This is a genomic window from Streptococcus sanguinis SK355 (genome assembly GCF_000212855.1).
GTDB classification, from domain to species: Bacteria; Bacillota; Bacilli; order Lactobacillales; family Streptococcaceae; genus Streptococcus; species Streptococcus sanguinis_A.
In genome coordinates, this window is record NZ_GL890993.1 from 1,034,058 (window position 1) to 1,050,844 (window position 16,787).

The window sequence follows — 16,787 nt, forward strand, 5'->3', positions numbered from 1 at the left end:
TATCATACCCATAAAGGAGAAAAAATATATGTTATACGTTATCGGATTAGGCCCAGGTAAAAAAGAATTGATGTCACAAGAAGCATTGGCTGCTATAGCCGATTGTGAAATTATCGTCGGCTACTCAACTTATATGCGGTTGATTCTTGATTTGGTCAAGGACAAGGAGCTCGTAGCGAATGGTATGCGCCAGGAAATCGACCGTTGTCAAAAGGCCATTGATTTGGCTAGAGAGACTGGCAAAAATGTCGGAGTTGTTTCCAGTGGAGATGCCGGGGTCTATGGAATGGCTGGCTTGATTTTAGAATTGCTGGGAGATGCTAGTGATGTAGAAGTTAAGGTGGTTCCAGGTATTACAGCTAGTCTGGGTGCAGCTGCAGCGATGGGAGCTCCCCTTATGAATGACTTCTGTCACATCAGTCTGAGTGATTTGATGACGCCTTGGGAAATGATTGAGAAGCGTCTGCATGCCGCAGCTCAAGGTGATTTTGTTGTCTGTCTCTACAACCCTCGGAGTAAGGGACGTCCAGACCATTTGGCAAAAGCACTTTCTATCATGTCTGAGTACAAGTCAGAGGATACTATTGTCGGTATCGGTAAGGACATTGGCCGTAAGGATGAGGAAATCATCTTGACGACTATCAAAGACTTGGATGAGACTTTGGTAGATATGACGACAATCGTTCTCGTTGGTAACAAAGAAACTTATGTTAAAAACGGACGCATGATCACACCTCGAGGATATACTTTATGATGAAATTACTGCTGGGAGGGACATCCGACAGCACCGCTATTTTAGAAGTGCTTGACCGTTTGAAAATTGATGTGACCAGCTCTGTTGTCACAGACTACGGCCGGCACTTGGCTTCCAAATATGGCCAGCCGGTCATTCAGGGCCGGCTGACAGCCGAGGATATGGTTGCCTTCATCAAAGAGAATGATGTGGATGAAATCATCGATGCCACCCATCCTTTTGCGGATATCGTTTCCAAGGAAGCCATTCGGGCAGCAGAGATGGCCGGTGTATCTTACCTGCGCTTTGAGCGTCAGGCGACCTTGGATTTGAGCGGAGCCATCGTGGTCCACTCGACCCAAGAAGCCATTGATGAGATTGCCAAGCGCGGCTACAAGACAGTCTATCTGGGAACAGGCAGCAAGACTCTGCCACTCTTTGTCAAGGGCTTGCCAGAGCAGCGGATTGTCGTTCGCGTTCTGCCGACTTCAGAAGTGCTTCTGGCCTGCGAAAGTCTGGGACTGGTAGCGGATCAGATTGATGCGATCAAGGCTCCATTTTCCAAAGAGTGTAATAAAGAGCTCTTACTGCGCTCAGGAGCAGATGTCTTTATTTCCAAGGAGAGCGGTACAGTCGGTGGTATTCGTGAAAAGATTGATGGCTGCCAAGAGCTGGGGATGGACTGCATTATCATCTCTCGGCCAATTGTGGCCTATCCGCAGATGGTTTCTAACTTGGAAGAGTTAGAAGCTTATCTGACAAAATAGTGAATAAAAGGAGAAAAAATGTCCGGTTTAGTAACATTACTGGGAGCAGGTCCAGGTGATGCGGAGTTGTTGACCCTCAAAGGCAAGAGACGGCTTCAAGAAGCAGATGTCTTGGTCTTTGACCGCTTGGTCAATCAAGAGCTCTTTCAGCATCTAAAGTCTGACTGCGAAAAGATAGATGTCGGTAAAAAGCCAGGCCAGCCCTGCATCCGACAGGAAGAGATTGAAAAGATTCTCATCGAAAAGGCCCGTCAGGGCAAGCGGGTAGTCCGCCTTAAGAGTGGCGATCCCTATATCTTTGGCCGAGGCGGAGAAGAAGGAGTCAAGCTGGTGGAAGCCGGTGTGGACTTTGAAGTGGTGCCAGGCATCACCTCTGCTGTGGCTGGTCTGACCTATGCAGGCATTCCTATGACTTATCGAGATGTAGCGACTAGCTTCCATGTCTTTACAGCCCATCTCAAGGATGAGACAGAAATGCTCAACTGGGAAGCAATTTCTGAGCTCAAAGGAACCTTGGTCTTTCTTATGGGCATGAAAAATCTGCCTTCCATCGTCCAAGAGCTGACGGCTAGAGGCTATGGCAAGGACAAGCCAGCCGCCATCGTTGAATGGGGAACCCATCCTCAGCAGCGATCGGTGGACGGAACCTTGGGTAACATAGTAGAACTAGCAGAAGCTGAGGACTTTAAGGCACCGAGTGTCATCGTGGTAGGTGATGTCGTGGCCTATAGACAGCAGCTAAATTTCCATGAGAATCTGCCGCTTTTCGGCCGGAAAATCCTCATCCAGCAGTCAGAGACTGGCAGACTTCCTCGCTTGCTCAGGGATGCTGGAGCTGCGCTGACCACTTTCCCTGCTCGAGATTTGGTTGAAGAGTTAGACTTGCAGCTGCCGGACTTGGAGCAGGTAGAAGGACTTCTCTTTGCAGATATGCAGAGCTGGCCGCTCTTCTTGAAAGCTCTCCGCAAGGCAGGCAAAGACTTGCGCAGTCTGCCGCACATCCGCTTTGCAGCGATTGGTCATCATACGGCTAAGTCTATCGAAGCGAGCGGTATTGTGCTGGATCGGATGACACCTCAGCAGTCGGATGCGGATTTTGCAGCTGCTCTGGAAAAAGAAGGCGGCAACTGGTATATTCTGACAGCTGAGCATAAGAAAGCCAGTCTGGCAGAACTCTATTCCCTGCCGATTATTGCTAGCCACAGGCTGGCCTTTGACAGTCAGATTAGCAGTGACAATTGGTCAGAGATTGAAGTTGTCTGTCTTCCGAACTCTGCTGCGGCCATGAACTTTGTAGCAGCAAGTCAAGAAGCGGGATTTGACTGGACAGATGTCCCTATCGTTGTCATGGGTGCTAGCACGCGGGCTGTTTTAGAGGAAGCAGGCTTTAGCAATATTGTTGAGACAGATGAAGCGACTATCGCTTCCATCATCGATAAATGTCGGGAAATTCTCTGAAAGGATAAAGGTCATGAGTAAAGCTATAGTAGTTGTCAGTTTCGGAACGACCTATCCCGAGACCAGACACAAAACAATTGAGGCTTGTGAGCAGGCTATTCGGGAACATTTTCCAGCCTATCCGGTCCACCGAGCTTTTACATCCAATGTCGTTAGACGGCGGATTAAGAAGCAGGAAGGGCTAGATATTCCTACGGTCAAAGAGATATTAGAGCAGCTCTTGGAAGCGGGGACTGAAGAGGTCTATATCCAGCCTCTCCATGTCATTTTGGGCAGCGAGTACGAAAAAATTCTCGCCCAAGCCAAAGAGTTTGAATCAGCTTTTAAAAAGCTAGTCGTTGCCAAGCCTCTGCTCAACAGTCAGGAAGACTATGAGGCTGTCAAGGATATTCTGCTGGAACGGTATGGCCATGAAGGTCAGGATGCAGCAACAGTTCTGATGGGCCACGGTAGTCAGCATTATGCCTTTACAGCTTATGCGGCCTTGGATCACATGATGAAGGGAAGCTCAGTCTATATCGGCTGTGTAGAGAGTTATCCTCCGGTTGAGCTGATTGAGCAGGAACTGAAGAAAGCGGGCGTCCGAGAAGTTCATCTGGCACCTTTCATGCTGGTAGCGGGCGACCATGCGACCAATGATATGAGCTCGGATGAGGAAGGGTCTTGGTATCACTTCTTTAAGGAGCAGGGATATGAGGTAAAGGCCCATCTGGTCGGTCTGGGCGAATATCCTGAGGTTCAGCAGCTCTACATCCAGCATTTAGAAGAAATCATCGAATAGGAGGAAGGAATGGCAAAATTTTACGGAATTGGTGTGGGACCGGGTGATAGCGAGCTAGTGACTATCAAGGCCAGTCGGCTTTTGGAAGACTTAGATATTCTCTATACACCGGAAGCTAAGAAGGGAAGCAAGAGCTTTGCATTAGGTATTGCAGAACCCTACCTAAAAGAGCATCTGGAAATCAAGCAGCGGCATTTCCCTATGGTTCGTTCCAATTCGACCAAAGAAGTCCAGTGGCAGGCCATCTCTGCTGAAATCGCAGAGGATGTCAAGTCTGGCAAGAATGTCGGCTTTATCACACTGGGTGACCCCATGGTCTACAGCACTTACAGTTATCTGCTGGCCCTGCTGGAAAAGGAAATTGACTGTCAAACCATCCCTGGTATCACCTCTTTCTGCAGCATGGCTTCTGAGTTAGGTCAGCCCCTGACTATGGATGAGGAGTCTCTGGCGGTTATGCCAGCTACGGCTTCTGCTGAGAAGATTGAGGCGGCGCTTGAGCTGCATGACTCAATTGTGCTGATGAAGGTGGCCAATCACCTAGATACCGTCTTGCCCCTGCTCGAAAAGCTCGGTCTCTTGCAGCAGACTTTTATGGTTAGCAATTCTTCGACGGATAAACAGCAGACTCTGCTGGGACTCGAAGGAATCACACCAGAAACCAAGCTGCCTTATTTTACTACCCTCCTCGTGAAAAAGAAGATTTTTTAATATCAGAGCCCATGTTCGTGGATAAACATTTATCCTTTTGAGCTTAGGTTCTTAGTAAAGGAAAAAAACATGAAACTATTGAAAAATAAAAAAGTAACTTTTGTGGCCTTGCTGGCTATTTTGGCGGTACTGAGTACCCAGTCTGTGTCAGCTATGCATATCATGGAAGGCTATCTTCCACTCTTTTGGTGTATCTTCTGGTTCGCCGTATTCCTGCCTTTCTTTGTCGTAGGCTTGATGCGCATCAAGAAAATCGTTGCAGAGGATCCAAATTCCAAGACCATGCTGGCCTTGTCCGGTGCCTTTATCTTTATCCTGTCTTCTTTGAAGATTCCATCTGTGACAGGATCTAGCTCTCATCCGACAGGGGTTGGTCTGGGAACTGCTATGTTTGGTCCATCCGTTATCAGCGTTTTGGGAACCATCTGCTTGCTCTTCCAAGCTCTTCTTTTGGCTCATGGTGGCTTGACAACTCTGGGTGCCAATGCCTTCTCAATGGCAGTGGTTGGTCCATTCGTTGGTTATTTCGTTTACAAGTTTGCTAAATCGCTTAAGCTGTCTACACCGGTTTCTATCTTTATCTGTGCTGTGATTGCTGACTTGGCGACCTATGCGACAACTTCTATCCAGCTCGGTTTGGTCTTCCCAGATGCTAACAGCGGTTTTGTTGGTTCTGCGTTGAAGTTCATGGGTGTCTTCTTGACCACTCAAATCCCGATCGCTATCGTAGAAGGATTGCTGACAGTTGTCCTCTATAACTTGATCTCAGAAAATATCAAAGAAAGAGCAGGTCTGTTCAAATGAAAAAATATAAGAATCTCATCTTGATCTTGGCTGCAGTAGCCATCACTCTTACTGCCTTTGTCTTTGCCCCTAAGGGTGTTGAATATAGCGGAACAGATGACGCTGCTGAGCAGGCCATCAGCTCTATCCAAAAGGACTACGAGCCTTGGTTTTCACCGATTTTTGAGCCAGCTGGTCCAGAAGTAGAAAGTCTGCTCTTCACCCTGCAAGGCAGTATCGGAGCGGGTATCATCTTCTATGTCATTGGCTACCACAAAGGAAAAAAACAGGGCCAACAAAAGGAAAACTCTGAACATAAATAAAAGTATTCAACAGTAAGAGCGAGCTCTGGTTCTTGATAGCGATTAAGTTGTCTGGAACCGGAGTTGCTCTCTACTGTGGTATTGCAAAACATAGCTAGAAAGGAGAGTCTCCTCTTGTTTGCGATTGATAAATACGCCTATCAAAATCGGCTGAAAAATCTGCCGGTTGCTTATAAATTTGTCATTTATGTGCTCTTGTTAGCTGTTAGTTTTTCTGGTGTCAGGAGTCTGCAGCTAGGGCTTATCGTCTTGGTGGCGCCTTTGACCTGTTATGTGGCACGACTTCCTTGGCTGCGCTATCTCAAGTGGCATCTGCACGCCAGTATCTTTATCCTGATTAGTCTCTTGACCTTTGTCTTGACTTATCAGAATAGTCAGGAGCAGCTCTTGCTGGCCTTGCCTTTGGGTCAGGGCTATCTAGGCATCAGCCAATCCTCTGTTCAGCAGACCATTTTTATCCTCCTGCGCATCTATTCATCCCTGGTTTCGACTTATTTCTTTGTTCTGACGGTACCTTTTGCTCAGATGCTGCGGCTTTTTAAAGCCATGCACGTGCCACGGGTACTACTAGACTTAATCGTCCTCATGTATCGCTTTATTTTCCTGGTCTTCTATGAGTTTGTGACCATTCGGGATACCTTGGACTTGAAATTCTCCTTTTACAATAAAAGGAAGCAACACCAGGCTTGGGGCAGATTAGCCAATACTCTCTTTGTCAAACTGCTGGATGATAATGAACGTTTGAATGAGGTACTGACGCTAAGATTTGATGCAGAGCATAGTGAATAATGAAAGCGCATTTACAATAAGACTGCTTTTATATTATAATGGAAAGTAGATAGGAAACTTAGATGTTACAAGTGAAGAATATTTCTTTTTCGTATGACGAAAATCCAACGCTGCACGATATTTCTATGGACTTCGAAGAAGGCCGGATTACCGGCATTCTAGGAGTTAACGGTTCAGGTAAGTCTACCATCATGAAAATCATCACCCGACTGCTCAAACCGCAGAAGGGCAGCATTTTATATGATGGTCAGCCTGTAGGCGACTCTAAGAAGGCTTTGTTCCAGTATCGGCAGCATGTCAATATGGTCTTTCAGAATCCAGAGCAGCAGCTCTTTTATACCATTGTGAAGGACGATATTGGCATGGCCTTGGAAAATTTAGGCTATGAAGAAGACGAGATAGCAAGCAGAGTAGCGACGGCTTTAGAGATGATGGACATCTCTCATCTGCAGGACAGACCCTTGCAGTATCTGAGCTATGGCCAGAAAAAACGGGTGGCCATTGCAGGTATGCTGGCCCTGCAGCCCAAGTATCTGCTGCTTGATGAGCCGACAGCTGGACTGGATCCAAAAGGGCGGGACCAGATGGCCGCGACCATGAAAAAGCTAGTCCAGGCTGGAACCAACATCATCGTATCCAGCCATGATATGGATCTGATGTATGACTGCTGCGACTATGCCTATCTGCTACAGAAGGGGCATTTGATTGCGGAGGGCAACAAGTTTGATTTCTTCCAGCAGGGAGATCTGCTAGTAAATGCAGGCTTGGCTGTACCTTGGATTGTCAAGCTTCATCAGACTATTCAGACGCCACTGGCAGAAAATGAAGCTGCTTTCTTTGAGCAGCTAGGAGGAAATGGAACATGGTCAAATCATTGATGGTACAGGGAACTGCCTCAGATGCTGGAAAAAGCATTATTGCGGCGGGTCTCTGCCGGATTTTCAAGCAGGACGGCCTAGAAGTGGTGCCTTTTAAGTCGCAGAATATGGCGCTCAATTCCTTTATCACCAAAAAAGGAGATGAAATGGGCCGGGCTCAGGTCGTTCAGGCTGAGGCAGCAGGTAAAGAACCTGATGTCCGCATGAATCCAGTCCTGCTCAAACCCACCTCTGACCGCAAGTCCCAGGTCGTTTTTCTAGGACGGGTGCTGCGGGATATGGATGCTGTCGAATACCATGAATACAAGCAGCAGCTCCTGCCTAAGATTAAGGAAGTCTATGAGGAGCTGGGCGCTGAGAATGATATCATCGTCATTGAGGGCGCAGGCAGTCCAGCTGAAATCAATCTCAATGACCGAGACATTGTCAATATGGGCATGGCCAAGCTGGTAGATGCGCCAGTGATTTTAGTGGCGGATATTGATAAGGGAGGTGTCTTTGCCTCTATCTATGGAACGATTGAGCTCATGCCACCTGAGGATCGCAAGCGGATTAAGGGTGTTATTATCAATAAATTCCGCGGCGATGTAGCCCTGCTGCAGTCTGGTATTGACATGATTGAGGAGCTGACCCAGGTGCCGGTTATCGGAGTCGTGCCTTATGCCCAGCTGGATATTGACAGCGAAGACAGTGTGGCATTGGTGCAGAAAAGCCGGCGCTTTGATAGCAGAAAGAGTCTGGACATCGCAGTTGTCAGCCTCAAGCGCCTGTCTAACTTTACGGATTTTCATAGTTTAGAAATCCAGCCGGATGTTTCTGTCCGCTATGTCCAGCCTGGTGATGCGATTGGTCGGCCGGATCTCTTGATTCTGCCGGGCAGTAAAAATACCATCGAAGACATGAACTACCTGCGAGAGTCTGGTCTTGAAGCCGAGATTCTCGAGTGTCTGGAGCAGGGCGTGCGAATCTTTGGTATCTGTGGCGGCTATCAGCTGCTTGGACAGAAGATTAGCGACCCGCTGCACCTAGAGTCTGACTTAGAAGAGATTAGCGGTCTAGGGATTTTAGAGACAGAGACGGTGCTTCAGCCGGTCAAACGGACGACTCAGGTCAGAGCCCTGCATGAGGGGCAAGAACTAGAGGGCTACGAGATTCACATGGGAGAAACCCAGCTAGCGGATAGTCTGAAGCCATTCTCCATCATCAAGGAGCAAAATGGTGAGGCAACCGAGCGTCCAGATGGGGCAATGGCTTATGATGGCCAGGTCCAAGGGACCTACCTACATGGGGTCTTTGACAATCTAGAATGGACTCGTCGGTACCTGAATGAACTTCGTCTGGCTAAGGGCTTAGAGCCGCTAGAGGACGAGCTTGTCAGTATCAAAGACTTTAAAGACAGAGAGTATGATAAGTTGGCAGACGTCCTGCGCCAGTCTTTGGACATGGAGCAGATTTATCAAATCATCAACAGAGAAGAAAAATGAGAATTTATACGAAATACGGAGACAAGGGCTTCACACGGCTCTACGGTGGGGACCGAGTATCCAAGACCCATATTCGGGTCGAAGCTTATGGAACAATGGATGAGCTATGCTCGCATCTAGGCTATGTCGTATCTGAGATGCGTGACTATCCTATCTTGGATGACCTGCGTCTGGAATGCGAGGAAATCCAGCAGCATCTCTTTGACTGTGGCAGCGACTTGGCTACACCGAGGGAACTGCGTCCCTACAAGCAAGAGCCAGCCAATGTCAGCTGGCTGGAGGAGCGGATGGATGAGTATATGCATATTCCTCCGAAAATCGACCGCTTTATCATTCCGGGTGGCCATAGGATTGCGAGTCTTCTACATGTAGCCCGCACCATGACCAGACGTCTGGAGCGCCGTATGGTAGCTGTTATAGAGGCAGAAGAAGCAGTCAATGAGATCAGCTTGATCTATATCAACCGTCTGTCGGATTACTTTTTTGTACTGGCTCGATTGGTCAATGATCGTCTAGAGGAGCCAGATACAGTCTACAAACGCAGCGCGAAAATCTTTCGGGAAAAGAAATAGGAGAAGCTAGCATGTATCCAGTCATGATTAATATCAGAGAGAAGAAAGTTGTGGTAGTGGGAGGCGGCAAGGTCGCAGCACGGAAGATTAAGACCCTGCTGGCTGAGCAGGCTGCTGTGACAGTGGTCAGTCCGACCCTGCATGCTGATATTCCGCAGGCGGAGATCCAGTGGCTAGCTAGACCCTACCAGACAGGTGATTTGGAAGGCGCGAAACTGGTCTTTGCCTGTACAGATCAGGCAGAAGTTAACTGTCAGATTATGGAGGATGCGGCACCTAGCCAGCTGGTAAACAATACGGGCGACAAGACCTTTTCTGATTTCTATAATGTAGCTATTGCGCGAAAGAAGGACGTATCTGTCATGATCTCGACCAATGGCTTCTCGCCCAGCCGTTCCAAGGAGATTCGCAAGAAGATAGAAGCAATTTTAGACCAACTTTAAAAGAAAGAAAGAAGCATGCACCTATTATATGTGGGTTTGACCCATCGGGAAACACCGCTGACAATTTTGGAAAAAGCGCATTTTTCAGATCAGGAGGGGCTCAAAGCTCTAAAGCTCCTGAAAAGAGAAAAAAGTATCTTGGAAAATATCATCCTGTCTACCTGCAATCGGACCGAGCTCTATCTGGTGGTGGACCAGCTGCACACTGGCCGCTACTATTCCAAGCATTTTTTGGCGGACTGGTTTCAAATTCCTGTCAAGGAGCTGGAAGAGTATTTAGTCTTTCGTGAGGGGGATGAGGCCTTGCGGCATCTGCTGCGGGTTTCCATCGGCCTGGAATCCAAGATTGTCGGTGAAAGTCAGGTCTTGGGCCAGCTCAAGCAGGCTTTCCTGACAGCACAAGATGCTGGTACGACTGGAATTGTCCTCAATCAGGCTTTCAAGCAGGCGCTGACCTTTGCCAAGCGCATGCACGATGTTTATCGAATCAATGATCGCCCCATTTCTATCGGACTGACAGCCATCCAAGAATTGGACCGACTGGGGCTGGATTGCAGCACTAAAAAGGTAGCTGTTATCGGTCTGGGAGAGATTGGTCAGCTAGTGACCAAGTATGCTCTGCAGCGGCCATTCGAATCCGTCATGCTGCTCAATCGGACGGTCAGCAAGGCCCAGCCTTTTCTGACAGAAGACAGGGTATCTGCCCATGGCTGGGATGAATTGGAAGCGGTGCTGGCGGATGCGGATGTGGTCTTTTCAGCTGTTAAAACGGAAGAATACATTATCTTTCCCTCCATGCTTAAGGCGGATGCGGTCGTGTTTGACCTCTGTCTGCCTCGTTCCTGCCATCCGAGCTCGTCTCTGAAGCTCTATAATATTGAAAATCTAACCAATCAACTGGAGCAATACAAAGCGGAGCGGCAGGAGATTGCCGGTCGGATTGCTTTGGAGATTGATGAGGAGCTGGTCAAGTTTGCTGACTGGCGTCAGCAGTTGGGCATTATTCCTCTGATTCAGGAAATCAGGGATAAGGCTTTGGAAGCTCAAGCTTCGGCCATGGAAAGCCTTAATCGCAAGATTCCGGATTTGACCGAGCGGGAGCAAAAGCAGATTTCCAAGCACATGAAGAGTATTATCAACCAAGTCTTGAAGGAGCCAATCTTGCAGCTCAAAGAGCTGTCAGTCGGTGAGCATTCAGACTATGACATTGCCTTGATTGCCAAGATATTTGGCTTGCACAGAGAAAGGGGAAAAGATGAAGGTCATTAAGGTAGGAACCCGCAAGAGTAAGCTGGCCATGACCCAGACCCAACAGTTAGTGGACCAGCTCAAGGCGCTCCATCCAGAGCGGGATTTTGTCCTCGTTCCCTATACCACAAAAGGAGATCGCTTGACCCATGTCAGCCTCCAGGAAATTGGCGGCAAGGGAGTCTTTGTCAAGGAAATTGAGCGGGCTCTCTTGGCTGGTGAGATTGATATGGCGGTTCACAGTCTCAAGGACATGCCGGCTAAGCTAGCTGAAGGCTGTGCGCTCGGTGCGATTAGTCAGCGAGAAGATGTTCGGGATTGCTTGATTTTCCGTCAATCTGGCCAGACGCTAGCTGACCTGCCTGAGGGCGCTCTTATAGGAACCAGCAGCATTCGCCGACAGGTTCAGCTGCAGGCTCAGAGACCGGATTTGGCTTTCAAGCCACTTCGGGGCAATATCGATACCCGCATCAAGAAGCTGGAAGAAGGCGAATACGATGCAATTGTCTTGGCTATGGCCGGTCTTAAACGTTTGGGCTGGCTGGACCAAAGCCGTCTTCACATTCAGCCTTTAGAGACCAGTCTTTGCCTGCCGGCTATTTCTCAGGGAGCTTTGGCGGTGGAATGCCGGGAAGAGGATGAGGAGCTACGGAGTCTCTTGGCGGCTGTTCAGGATGAGAAGACAGCTGCTGAAGTGGCAGTTGAACGGGCAGTTTTGGCTCAGATGAATGCAGACTGCACCTTCCCTATCGCTGCTTTTGCCCAGAAAAACGGTCAAAACTACCAACTAGAGGCCATGCTGGCCAAGGAGGACGGCCAATGCATCTTTGTCAGCCTTCAAGGGCAGGATGGTCAGGAATTAGCAGAGCAGGCTGTGCGTCAGTTAGCCGATAAGGGAGCAGTAGGAATGCCATGGTTAAAAAAATAATCTTTACCAGAGAGCAGGCGCCAGACTCTGCCTGGCTAGAAAAGATCAGACAGTCTGGATTTGAGACGCACCATGTCCCTCTCATTCGCTGCCAGTCTCTGCCCTTGCCAGAAGCTGTCCAAGCAATTCTGTCAGAAGCTGACTGGGTCTTTTTTACCAGTGCTGTCGCAGTGGAGGCTTTCAGTTCCTATCTGAAAGCTGACCACCAGATTGCGACCATTGGGCCTCAGACCAGTCAGGCGCTGGACAAGCTAGGCCGAGCCTGTGATTTTGAGTCTAGCAGCCACTATGGTCTTGACTTTATTCAGGAGTGGCTGGATTTGGCTCTGCCGACGCAGAAGATCTTGCTGCCCCAGAGCAGCCTGTCCAATCCCAGTCTGGCCGAGAAATTAAAAGAAGCAGGTCATGAGGTCTGGGCTTGGCCTATGTACGAAACGACCTCAAATCCTGCTGGTCAAGACCAGCTCGAGACCTATCTGTCCCAGAAGGATGTGATTTGGACCTTTGCCAGTCCGTCGGCTTGGCAGAGTTTTTGTGCTATTAAGCCCCATCTAGCGACCAGCCATCAGATTGCAGTCATTGGCCAGACAACGGCTCAGGCGGTTAAGGGGTCCGGCTATAGGGTAGACTACCAGCCCCAGAGTCCTTCTGTTGAGGAAATGGTAAAGGAAATAATCAAGAAAGAAGAGAAGAAGCATGGAATTTTATAGACATCGCAGGCTGAGAAGAAGCAGCGGTTTGCGGCAGCTGGTTCGAGAAACCAAGCTGTCTGTGGATGACTTTATCCAGCCCTTATTTGTCAAGGAAGGCTTGACTGAAAAGCAAGAAGTTGCCTCCATGCCGGGAGTTTATCAGTTCTCCCTCGAGGATTTGCTGCCAGAAGTTCAGGAATGTGTGGACTTGGGCATTCGGGCTTTTATCGTCTTTGGCATTCCGTCAGAAAAGGACGAAAGAGGCAGTCAGGCTTCAGCTGAAAATGGCATTGTCCAGGGAGCTATCCGTCTGATCAAGAAGCATTTCCCTGAGACGGTCGTCATTGCAGACACCTGTCTCTGTGAGTTTACCAGTCACGGCCATTGCGGTATTTTGCGAGGGGAGGAAGTGGACAATGATCTGTCTCTGACTAGACTGACAGAAGTCGCTGTCAGCCAAGCCAGGGCTGGAGCAGATGTCATTGCGCCTTCCAATGCCATGGACGGTTTTGTGACAGCTATCCGTCAGGGGCTTGATGCGGCTGGCTTTGAAGACATTCCCATCATATCCTATGCGATTAAGTTTGCCTCTAGCTTTTATGGACCTTTCCGAGATGCAGGTGAGAGTGCTCCGGCTTTTGGCGACCGCAAGACCTATCAGATGGATCCGGCCAATCGCTTGGAGGCTCTAAGAGAAGCCAAGAGCGATGAGGAGCAGGGAGCAGACTTTCTCATGGTTAAGCCGGCTCTGGCCTTTCTGGATATCCTCAGAGAGCTGCGCCAGGAAACCCGGCTGCCTCTGGTGACCTATAATGTCAGTGGAGAATACGCCATGGTTAAGGCAGCCGCTCAGCAGGGCTGGATCAATGAAAAAGCTATTGTTATGGAAACTTTGACCAGTATGAAGCGGGCTGGTGCAGACTTGATTATCACCTATTTTGCCAAGGATGCGGCTGGCTATCTGAGAGAAGGATAGAGACTGCGGAAAATCAGCAGTTTTCTAGATAAGGAGGACGAACTTGAAGAGAGAACATTCCAACCAATATTTCGCAGAGGCTCAAAAGCTCTTTCCAGGCGGAGTCAATAGTCCTGTCCGGGCTTTTAAGGCTGTGGGCGGTCATCCGCTTTTTATCGAAAAAGCCAGCGGAGCCTATTTGCATGATGTTGATGGTAACCGCTATATTGACTACGTCCTGTCTTGGGGGCCTATGATTTTGGGACATGCTCCTAAGGATGTTTTGCCGGCAGTTGAGGAAGCTATTTGGGAGGGAACCAGCTTTGGTGCTCCGAGCCCCAGAGAGATTGCCCTCGGCCAGCTGGTGCAGGAGCGTCTGCCTTTCATGGAAAGAATGAGGATGGTCAATTCGGGAACGGAAGCGACCATGAGCGCCATTCGGGTAGCGCGTGGGGTGACCAAGCGTTCTAAAATTGTCAAATTTATCGGCTGCTATCACGGCCACAGCGATTCCTTTTTGGTTCAGGCTGGTTCAGGCTTGGCCAGCTTTGGGATTGCAGATTCTGCTGGAGTCATTGCTCAGGTAGCTGGAGAAACTCTGGCCTTGCCTTACAATGATACAGATGCTCTCAAGGCTTGCTTTGAAAAGCATGGAGACGACATTGCCTGTGTCATTTTAGAAGCAGTTGCTGGCAATATGGGCTTGATACCCGCGGATGCGGATTTCATCAGTACTATTCGCTCCCTCACTCAGGAATACGCCTCTCTCTTCATCGTGGACGAGGTCATGAGTGGTTTCCGAGCTCATTATCAGGGGGCCGTCGGCCTCTATCAGACAGAGCCAGACCTTGTCTGCTTGGGCAAGGTTATCGGTGGCGGCTTCCCAGTCGCAGCCTTTGGCGGCAAGGCCGTCTATATGGATCAGGTAGCGCCTCTAGGCAGCATCTACCAGGCTGGTACCTTGTCGGGCAATCCAGTCGCTATGACGGCTGGTTATGAAACCCTGAAACAGCTAACACCGGAGCTCTTTGCTGAGATTGAAGAGAAAACAAGCTACCTCTGTGATGGCTTGCGAAATCTAGCAGACAAGTACAGTATTGATTTGCAAGTCGTATCAAAAGGGACCATGTTTGGCTTCTTCTTCAGTCAGAAGCCAGTCCGTAACTTTGAGGATTCTAAGGCGGCTGACCATGCTCAGTTTGCAAGACTGCACGGTCTCTTGCTGGAAGAGGGCATTTATCTGGCGCCATCTCAGTATGAAACCAACTTTATGTCCAGTGCCCATACTAGAGCGGATTTAGACCAGACCTTGGCAGCCTTTGAGCGGGCATTTCAAGAAATGAAAGAAGAAGCAAATGGCTAAGATTGTGTTAGTGACAGGCGGGGCCAGAAGCGGTAAGTCGGCATTTGCGGAGGAGCGACTAGCGGACCAAGAGCGAGTTTGCTATATTGCGACCGGCCTGCCCCGAGGAGAAGATCCAGAATGGCAGGAGCGGATTCGGCTGCACCAAGAACGCCGGCCGGCTTCCTGGACGACTCAGGAGCAGTACGCTGGATTGGCAGACTGGCTGCGAGAGCAATCGCATCCAGTTTATCTGCTGGATTGTGCCACCCTTCTGACCAGCAATCGCCTCTTTGATTTAATTGCCCAGCATTATCCAGACAAGCTGGAGCTGACCGAGGAACATTTTCTCAGTCGGCAGGAGCAGTCTTTCCTGCTGCAGCTCCTGGAAGAAGAATGGCAAGAGCTCCTATCTGCAATCCGTCAGACTGATGCTGAGTGCTGGATTGTAACGGACGAGGTTGGCCTGGGTATTGTCCCAGAGACCAGACTAGGACGCTTCTTCCGTGATGTGCAGGGCAAGATCAACCAACTGATTGCAAAGGAGGCGAGTGAGGCCTATTTAGTCATCTGCGGCCTCGCTCAGCAGTTGAAATGATAAAGGCATTGATTATCTATACTCAATTTTTTAGCCGGATTGTGATTCCAAAGGCAGTGGATATTTCCTATCTGCGACGGGGGCTTCCTTTTCTGACCCTCTTTGGCCTCTTGCTGGGGCTGATTTCAGGTGGATTTTATTTCCTGACGAGCCTAGTTCTGCCAGGGATGGTCGCTTGGGTTCTGACCCTTGCTTTCGATGTTCTGCTGACGGGCGGCTTTCACTTAGATGCCCTAGCGGATACGGCAGACGGTCTCTTCTCCTCTCGTAAGAAGGAGCGGATGCTAGAGATTATGAAGGACAGTCGGATTGGCAGCAATGGCGTTCTGGCGCTCATTCTCTACTATGCTCTGATGCTGGTTCTCTACCCTTATTTGCCAGAGCCTCGCTGGTTTATCGTGGCTAGTCTGACCATGATTGGCAAGGCTGGTCTGAGCCTACAGCTTTACCGGATGACCTATGCTAGAGAAGGCGGCGGCTCGGGGAATTTCTTCAGCGGCAGCAAGACTGGTCATATCCTGCTTGCCCAGCTTTTACCTTTGCTCCTATCTCTGCTGGTTTTCAGCTGGAGAGGCCTTCTGGCTTACGGTTTGGTATTTCTGGGAGCAATCGGCTATCGCCGGTTCGTTTATAATAAAATTGACGGTCACACAGGCGATACGCTGGGAGCCTATGTCGAAATTGCCCAGCTCCTCTATCTCTTAGGATTGGTGGTGCTAGGATGAAAAGATGGTATCTGATGCGGCATGGTCAGACAGACTACAACCGCAGGCGCTGTTTCTACGGTAGCCATGATGTCTCTATCAACGGGCAAGGCCAAAAAGATGCCAAGCAGCTGGCGCTACTGATGCAGGAGCACCCAGTTGATGTGATTTACACCAGTTGTCTCAAGCGGACGCAGGAAACAGCTCAGCTGGCTTTTCTAGACAGGCAAATAAAGTTGATAAGTGATTTTGACGAGCGAGGCTTTGGGCAATGGGAAGGCTTGACAGCTGATGAGATTGAAGCGGCGTTTCCAGAAGTCTGGCAGGCTTGGCTGGAGGCCCCCTTTGAGGTCACGCCTCCTGAGGCAGAAGTTTTCGCAGACTTTCAGACCAGAGTCTGGACAGCAACAGACCGCCTGCTAGATAGTACTGATGAGTCAATCGCTCTAGTCGCTCATTTGGGAGTGCTGCGCCTGATTTACCAACATTTGGTTGACCTAAAGGCGGTTTTTTGGAACATTGATGTCCCCCAAGGACGAGTGCTGCTCTTGGAAGAGCGCGACCAGAATTGGCAGGCTACTTTACTCTAAGGATTTAT

20 protein-coding genes are annotated in these 16,787 nt (G+C 49.3%); all 20 read left to right on the forward strand.

Translation table 11 applies throughout. The annotated features are described in order from the left end of the window. Nucleotides 1-28 precede the first annotated feature (28 nt). The 20 genes from cobJ to HMPREF9389_RS06160 all read left to right on the forward strand — a co-directional run bounded on the left by cobJ (nt 29) and on the right by HMPREF9389_RS06160 (nt 16,779). On the forward strand, nt 29-754 hold the full coding sequence (gene cobJ, locus HMPREF9389_RS06255) for a precorrin-3B C(17)-methyltransferase (protein WP_002929336.1): 726 nt from the start codon (nt 29-31) through the stop codon (nt 752-754). After that, nucleotides 751-1,500, forward strand: a complete 750-nt coding sequence (gene cobK, locus HMPREF9389_RS06250) for a precorrin-6A reductase (RefSeq protein ID WP_002929337.1) — start codon at nt 751-753, stop codon at nt 1,498-1,500. The genes cobJ and cobK overlap by 4 nt, the downstream gene beginning before the upstream one ends. Nucleotides 1,501-1,518: 18 nt before the next feature. Then, nucleotides 1,519-2,958: a uroporphyrinogen-III C-methyltransferase gene (cobA, locus tag HMPREF9389_RS06245; RefSeq protein WP_002929338.1), complete on the forward strand. Its 1,440-nt coding sequence runs from the start codon at nt 1,519-1,521 to the stop codon at nt 2,956-2,958. A 13-nt stretch (nt 2,959-2,971) separates the two neighbouring features. Next, on the forward strand, nt 2,972-3,739 hold the full coding sequence (locus tag HMPREF9389_RS06240) for a sirohydrochlorin cobaltochelatase (RefSeq protein WP_002929339.1): 768 nt from the start codon (nt 2,972-2,974) through the stop codon (nt 3,737-3,739). 9 nt (nt 3,740-3,748) lie between these two features. Continuing rightward, nucleotides 3,749-4,450, forward strand: a complete 702-nt coding sequence (locus HMPREF9389_RS06235) for a cobalt-factor II C(20)-methyltransferase (RefSeq protein ID WP_002929341.1) — start codon at nt 3,749-3,751, stop codon at nt 4,448-4,450. Between the two features lie 69 nt (nt 4,451-4,519). Next, nucleotides 4,520-5,254, forward strand: coding sequence for an energy-coupling factor ABC transporter permease (locus HMPREF9389_RS06230; RefSeq protein WP_002929343.1), 735 nt, complete (start codon nt 4,520-4,522; stop codon nt 5,252-5,254). Then, nucleotides 5,251-5,556 (forward strand): energy-coupling factor ABC transporter substrate-binding protein, encoded by a 306-nt coding sequence (locus HMPREF9389_RS06225; RefSeq protein WP_002929345.1) that lies wholly within the window; start codon nt 5,251-5,253, stop codon nt 5,554-5,556. Before HMPREF9389_RS06230 ends, HMPREF9389_RS06225 begins: the two co-directional genes overlap by 4 nt. A gap of 114 nt (nt 5,557-5,670) precedes the next feature. Then, a complete protein-coding gene (locus tag HMPREF9389_RS06220; RefSeq protein WP_032906386.1) occupies nt 5,671-6,345 on the forward strand; it encodes a CbiQ family ECF transporter T component in 675 nt (224 codons plus the stop codon). A gap of 62 nt (nt 6,346-6,407) precedes the next feature. After that, the gene (locus HMPREF9389_RS06215; RefSeq protein ID WP_002929349.1) at nt 6,408-7,223 is read left to right on the forward strand and encodes an energy-coupling factor ABC transporter ATP-binding protein; all 816 of its coding nucleotides are present in this window, start codon (nt 6,408-6,410) and stop codon (nt 7,221-7,223) included. Next, nucleotides 7,208-8,707 carry a cobyric acid synthase gene (locus tag HMPREF9389_RS06210; protein ID WP_002929350.1) on the forward strand — a complete coding sequence of 500 codons (1,500 nt, stop codon included), beginning with the start codon at nt 7,208-7,210 and terminating at the stop codon, nt 8,705-8,707. The genes HMPREF9389_RS06215 and HMPREF9389_RS06210 overlap by 16 nt, the downstream gene beginning before the upstream one ends. Continuing rightward, a complete protein-coding gene (locus HMPREF9389_RS06205; RefSeq protein WP_002929351.1) occupies nt 8,704-9,279 on the forward strand; it encodes a cob(I)yrinic acid a,c-diamide adenosyltransferase in 576 nt (191 codons plus the stop codon). The genes HMPREF9389_RS06210 and HMPREF9389_RS06205 overlap by 4 nt, the downstream gene beginning before the upstream one ends. An 11-nt stretch (nt 9,280-9,290) precedes the next feature. Next, nucleotides 9,291-9,722, forward strand: coding sequence for a precorrin-2 dehydrogenase/sirohydrochlorin ferrochelatase family protein (locus HMPREF9389_RS06200; RefSeq protein ID WP_002929352.1), 432 nt, complete (start codon nt 9,291-9,293; stop codon nt 9,720-9,722). A 15-nt stretch (nt 9,723-9,737) separates the two neighbouring features. Further along, a complete protein-coding gene (gene hemA, locus HMPREF9389_RS06195) occupies nt 9,738-10,991 on the forward strand; it encodes a glutamyl-tRNA reductase (protein WP_002929353.1) in 1,254 nt (417 codons plus the stop codon). Beyond that, entirely contained in the window at nt 10,978-11,898 is a 921-nt protein-coding gene (hemC, locus tag HMPREF9389_RS06190) for a hydroxymethylbilane synthase (RefSeq protein WP_002929356.1), read from the forward strand. The genes hemA and hemC overlap by 14 nt, the downstream gene beginning before the upstream one ends. After that, nucleotides 11,883-12,608: a uroporphyrinogen-III synthase gene (locus HMPREF9389_RS06185; RefSeq protein ID WP_002929359.1), complete on the forward strand. Its 726-nt coding sequence runs from the start codon at nt 11,883-11,885 to the stop codon at nt 12,606-12,608. The genes hemC and HMPREF9389_RS06185 overlap by 16 nt, the downstream gene beginning before the upstream one ends. Continuing rightward, nucleotides 12,595-13,566 carry a porphobilinogen synthase gene (gene hemB, locus HMPREF9389_RS06180; RefSeq protein ID WP_002929362.1) on the forward strand — a complete coding sequence of 324 codons (972 nt, stop codon included), beginning with the start codon at nt 12,595-12,597 and terminating at the stop codon, nt 13,564-13,566. The genes HMPREF9389_RS06185 and hemB overlap by 14 nt, the downstream gene beginning before the upstream one ends. A 43-nt stretch (nt 13,567-13,609) precedes the next feature. Then, nucleotides 13,610-14,908, forward strand: coding sequence for a glutamate-1-semialdehyde 2,1-aminomutase (hemL, locus tag HMPREF9389_RS06175; RefSeq protein WP_002929365.1), 1,299 nt, complete (start codon nt 13,610-13,612; stop codon nt 14,906-14,908). Further along, a complete protein-coding gene (cobU, locus tag HMPREF9389_RS06170) occupies nt 14,901-15,485 on the forward strand; it encodes a bifunctional adenosylcobinamide kinase/adenosylcobinamide-phosphate guanylyltransferase (RefSeq protein ID WP_002929367.1) in 585 nt (194 codons plus the stop codon). Before hemL ends, cobU begins: the two co-directional genes overlap by 8 nt. Next, a complete protein-coding gene (gene cobS, locus HMPREF9389_RS06165; protein ID WP_002929382.1) occupies nt 15,482-16,210 on the forward strand; it encodes an adenosylcobinamide-GDP ribazoletransferase in 729 nt (242 codons plus the stop codon). Before cobU ends, cobS begins: the two co-directional genes overlap by 4 nt. Beyond that, complete coding sequence (locus HMPREF9389_RS06160) at nt 16,207-16,779, forward strand: histidine phosphatase family protein (RefSeq protein ID WP_002929383.1); 573 nt, start codon at nt 16,207-16,209, stop codon at nt 16,777-16,779. The genes cobS and HMPREF9389_RS06160 overlap by 4 nt, the downstream gene beginning before the upstream one ends. Nucleotides 16,780-16,787 lie beyond the last annotated feature (8 nt).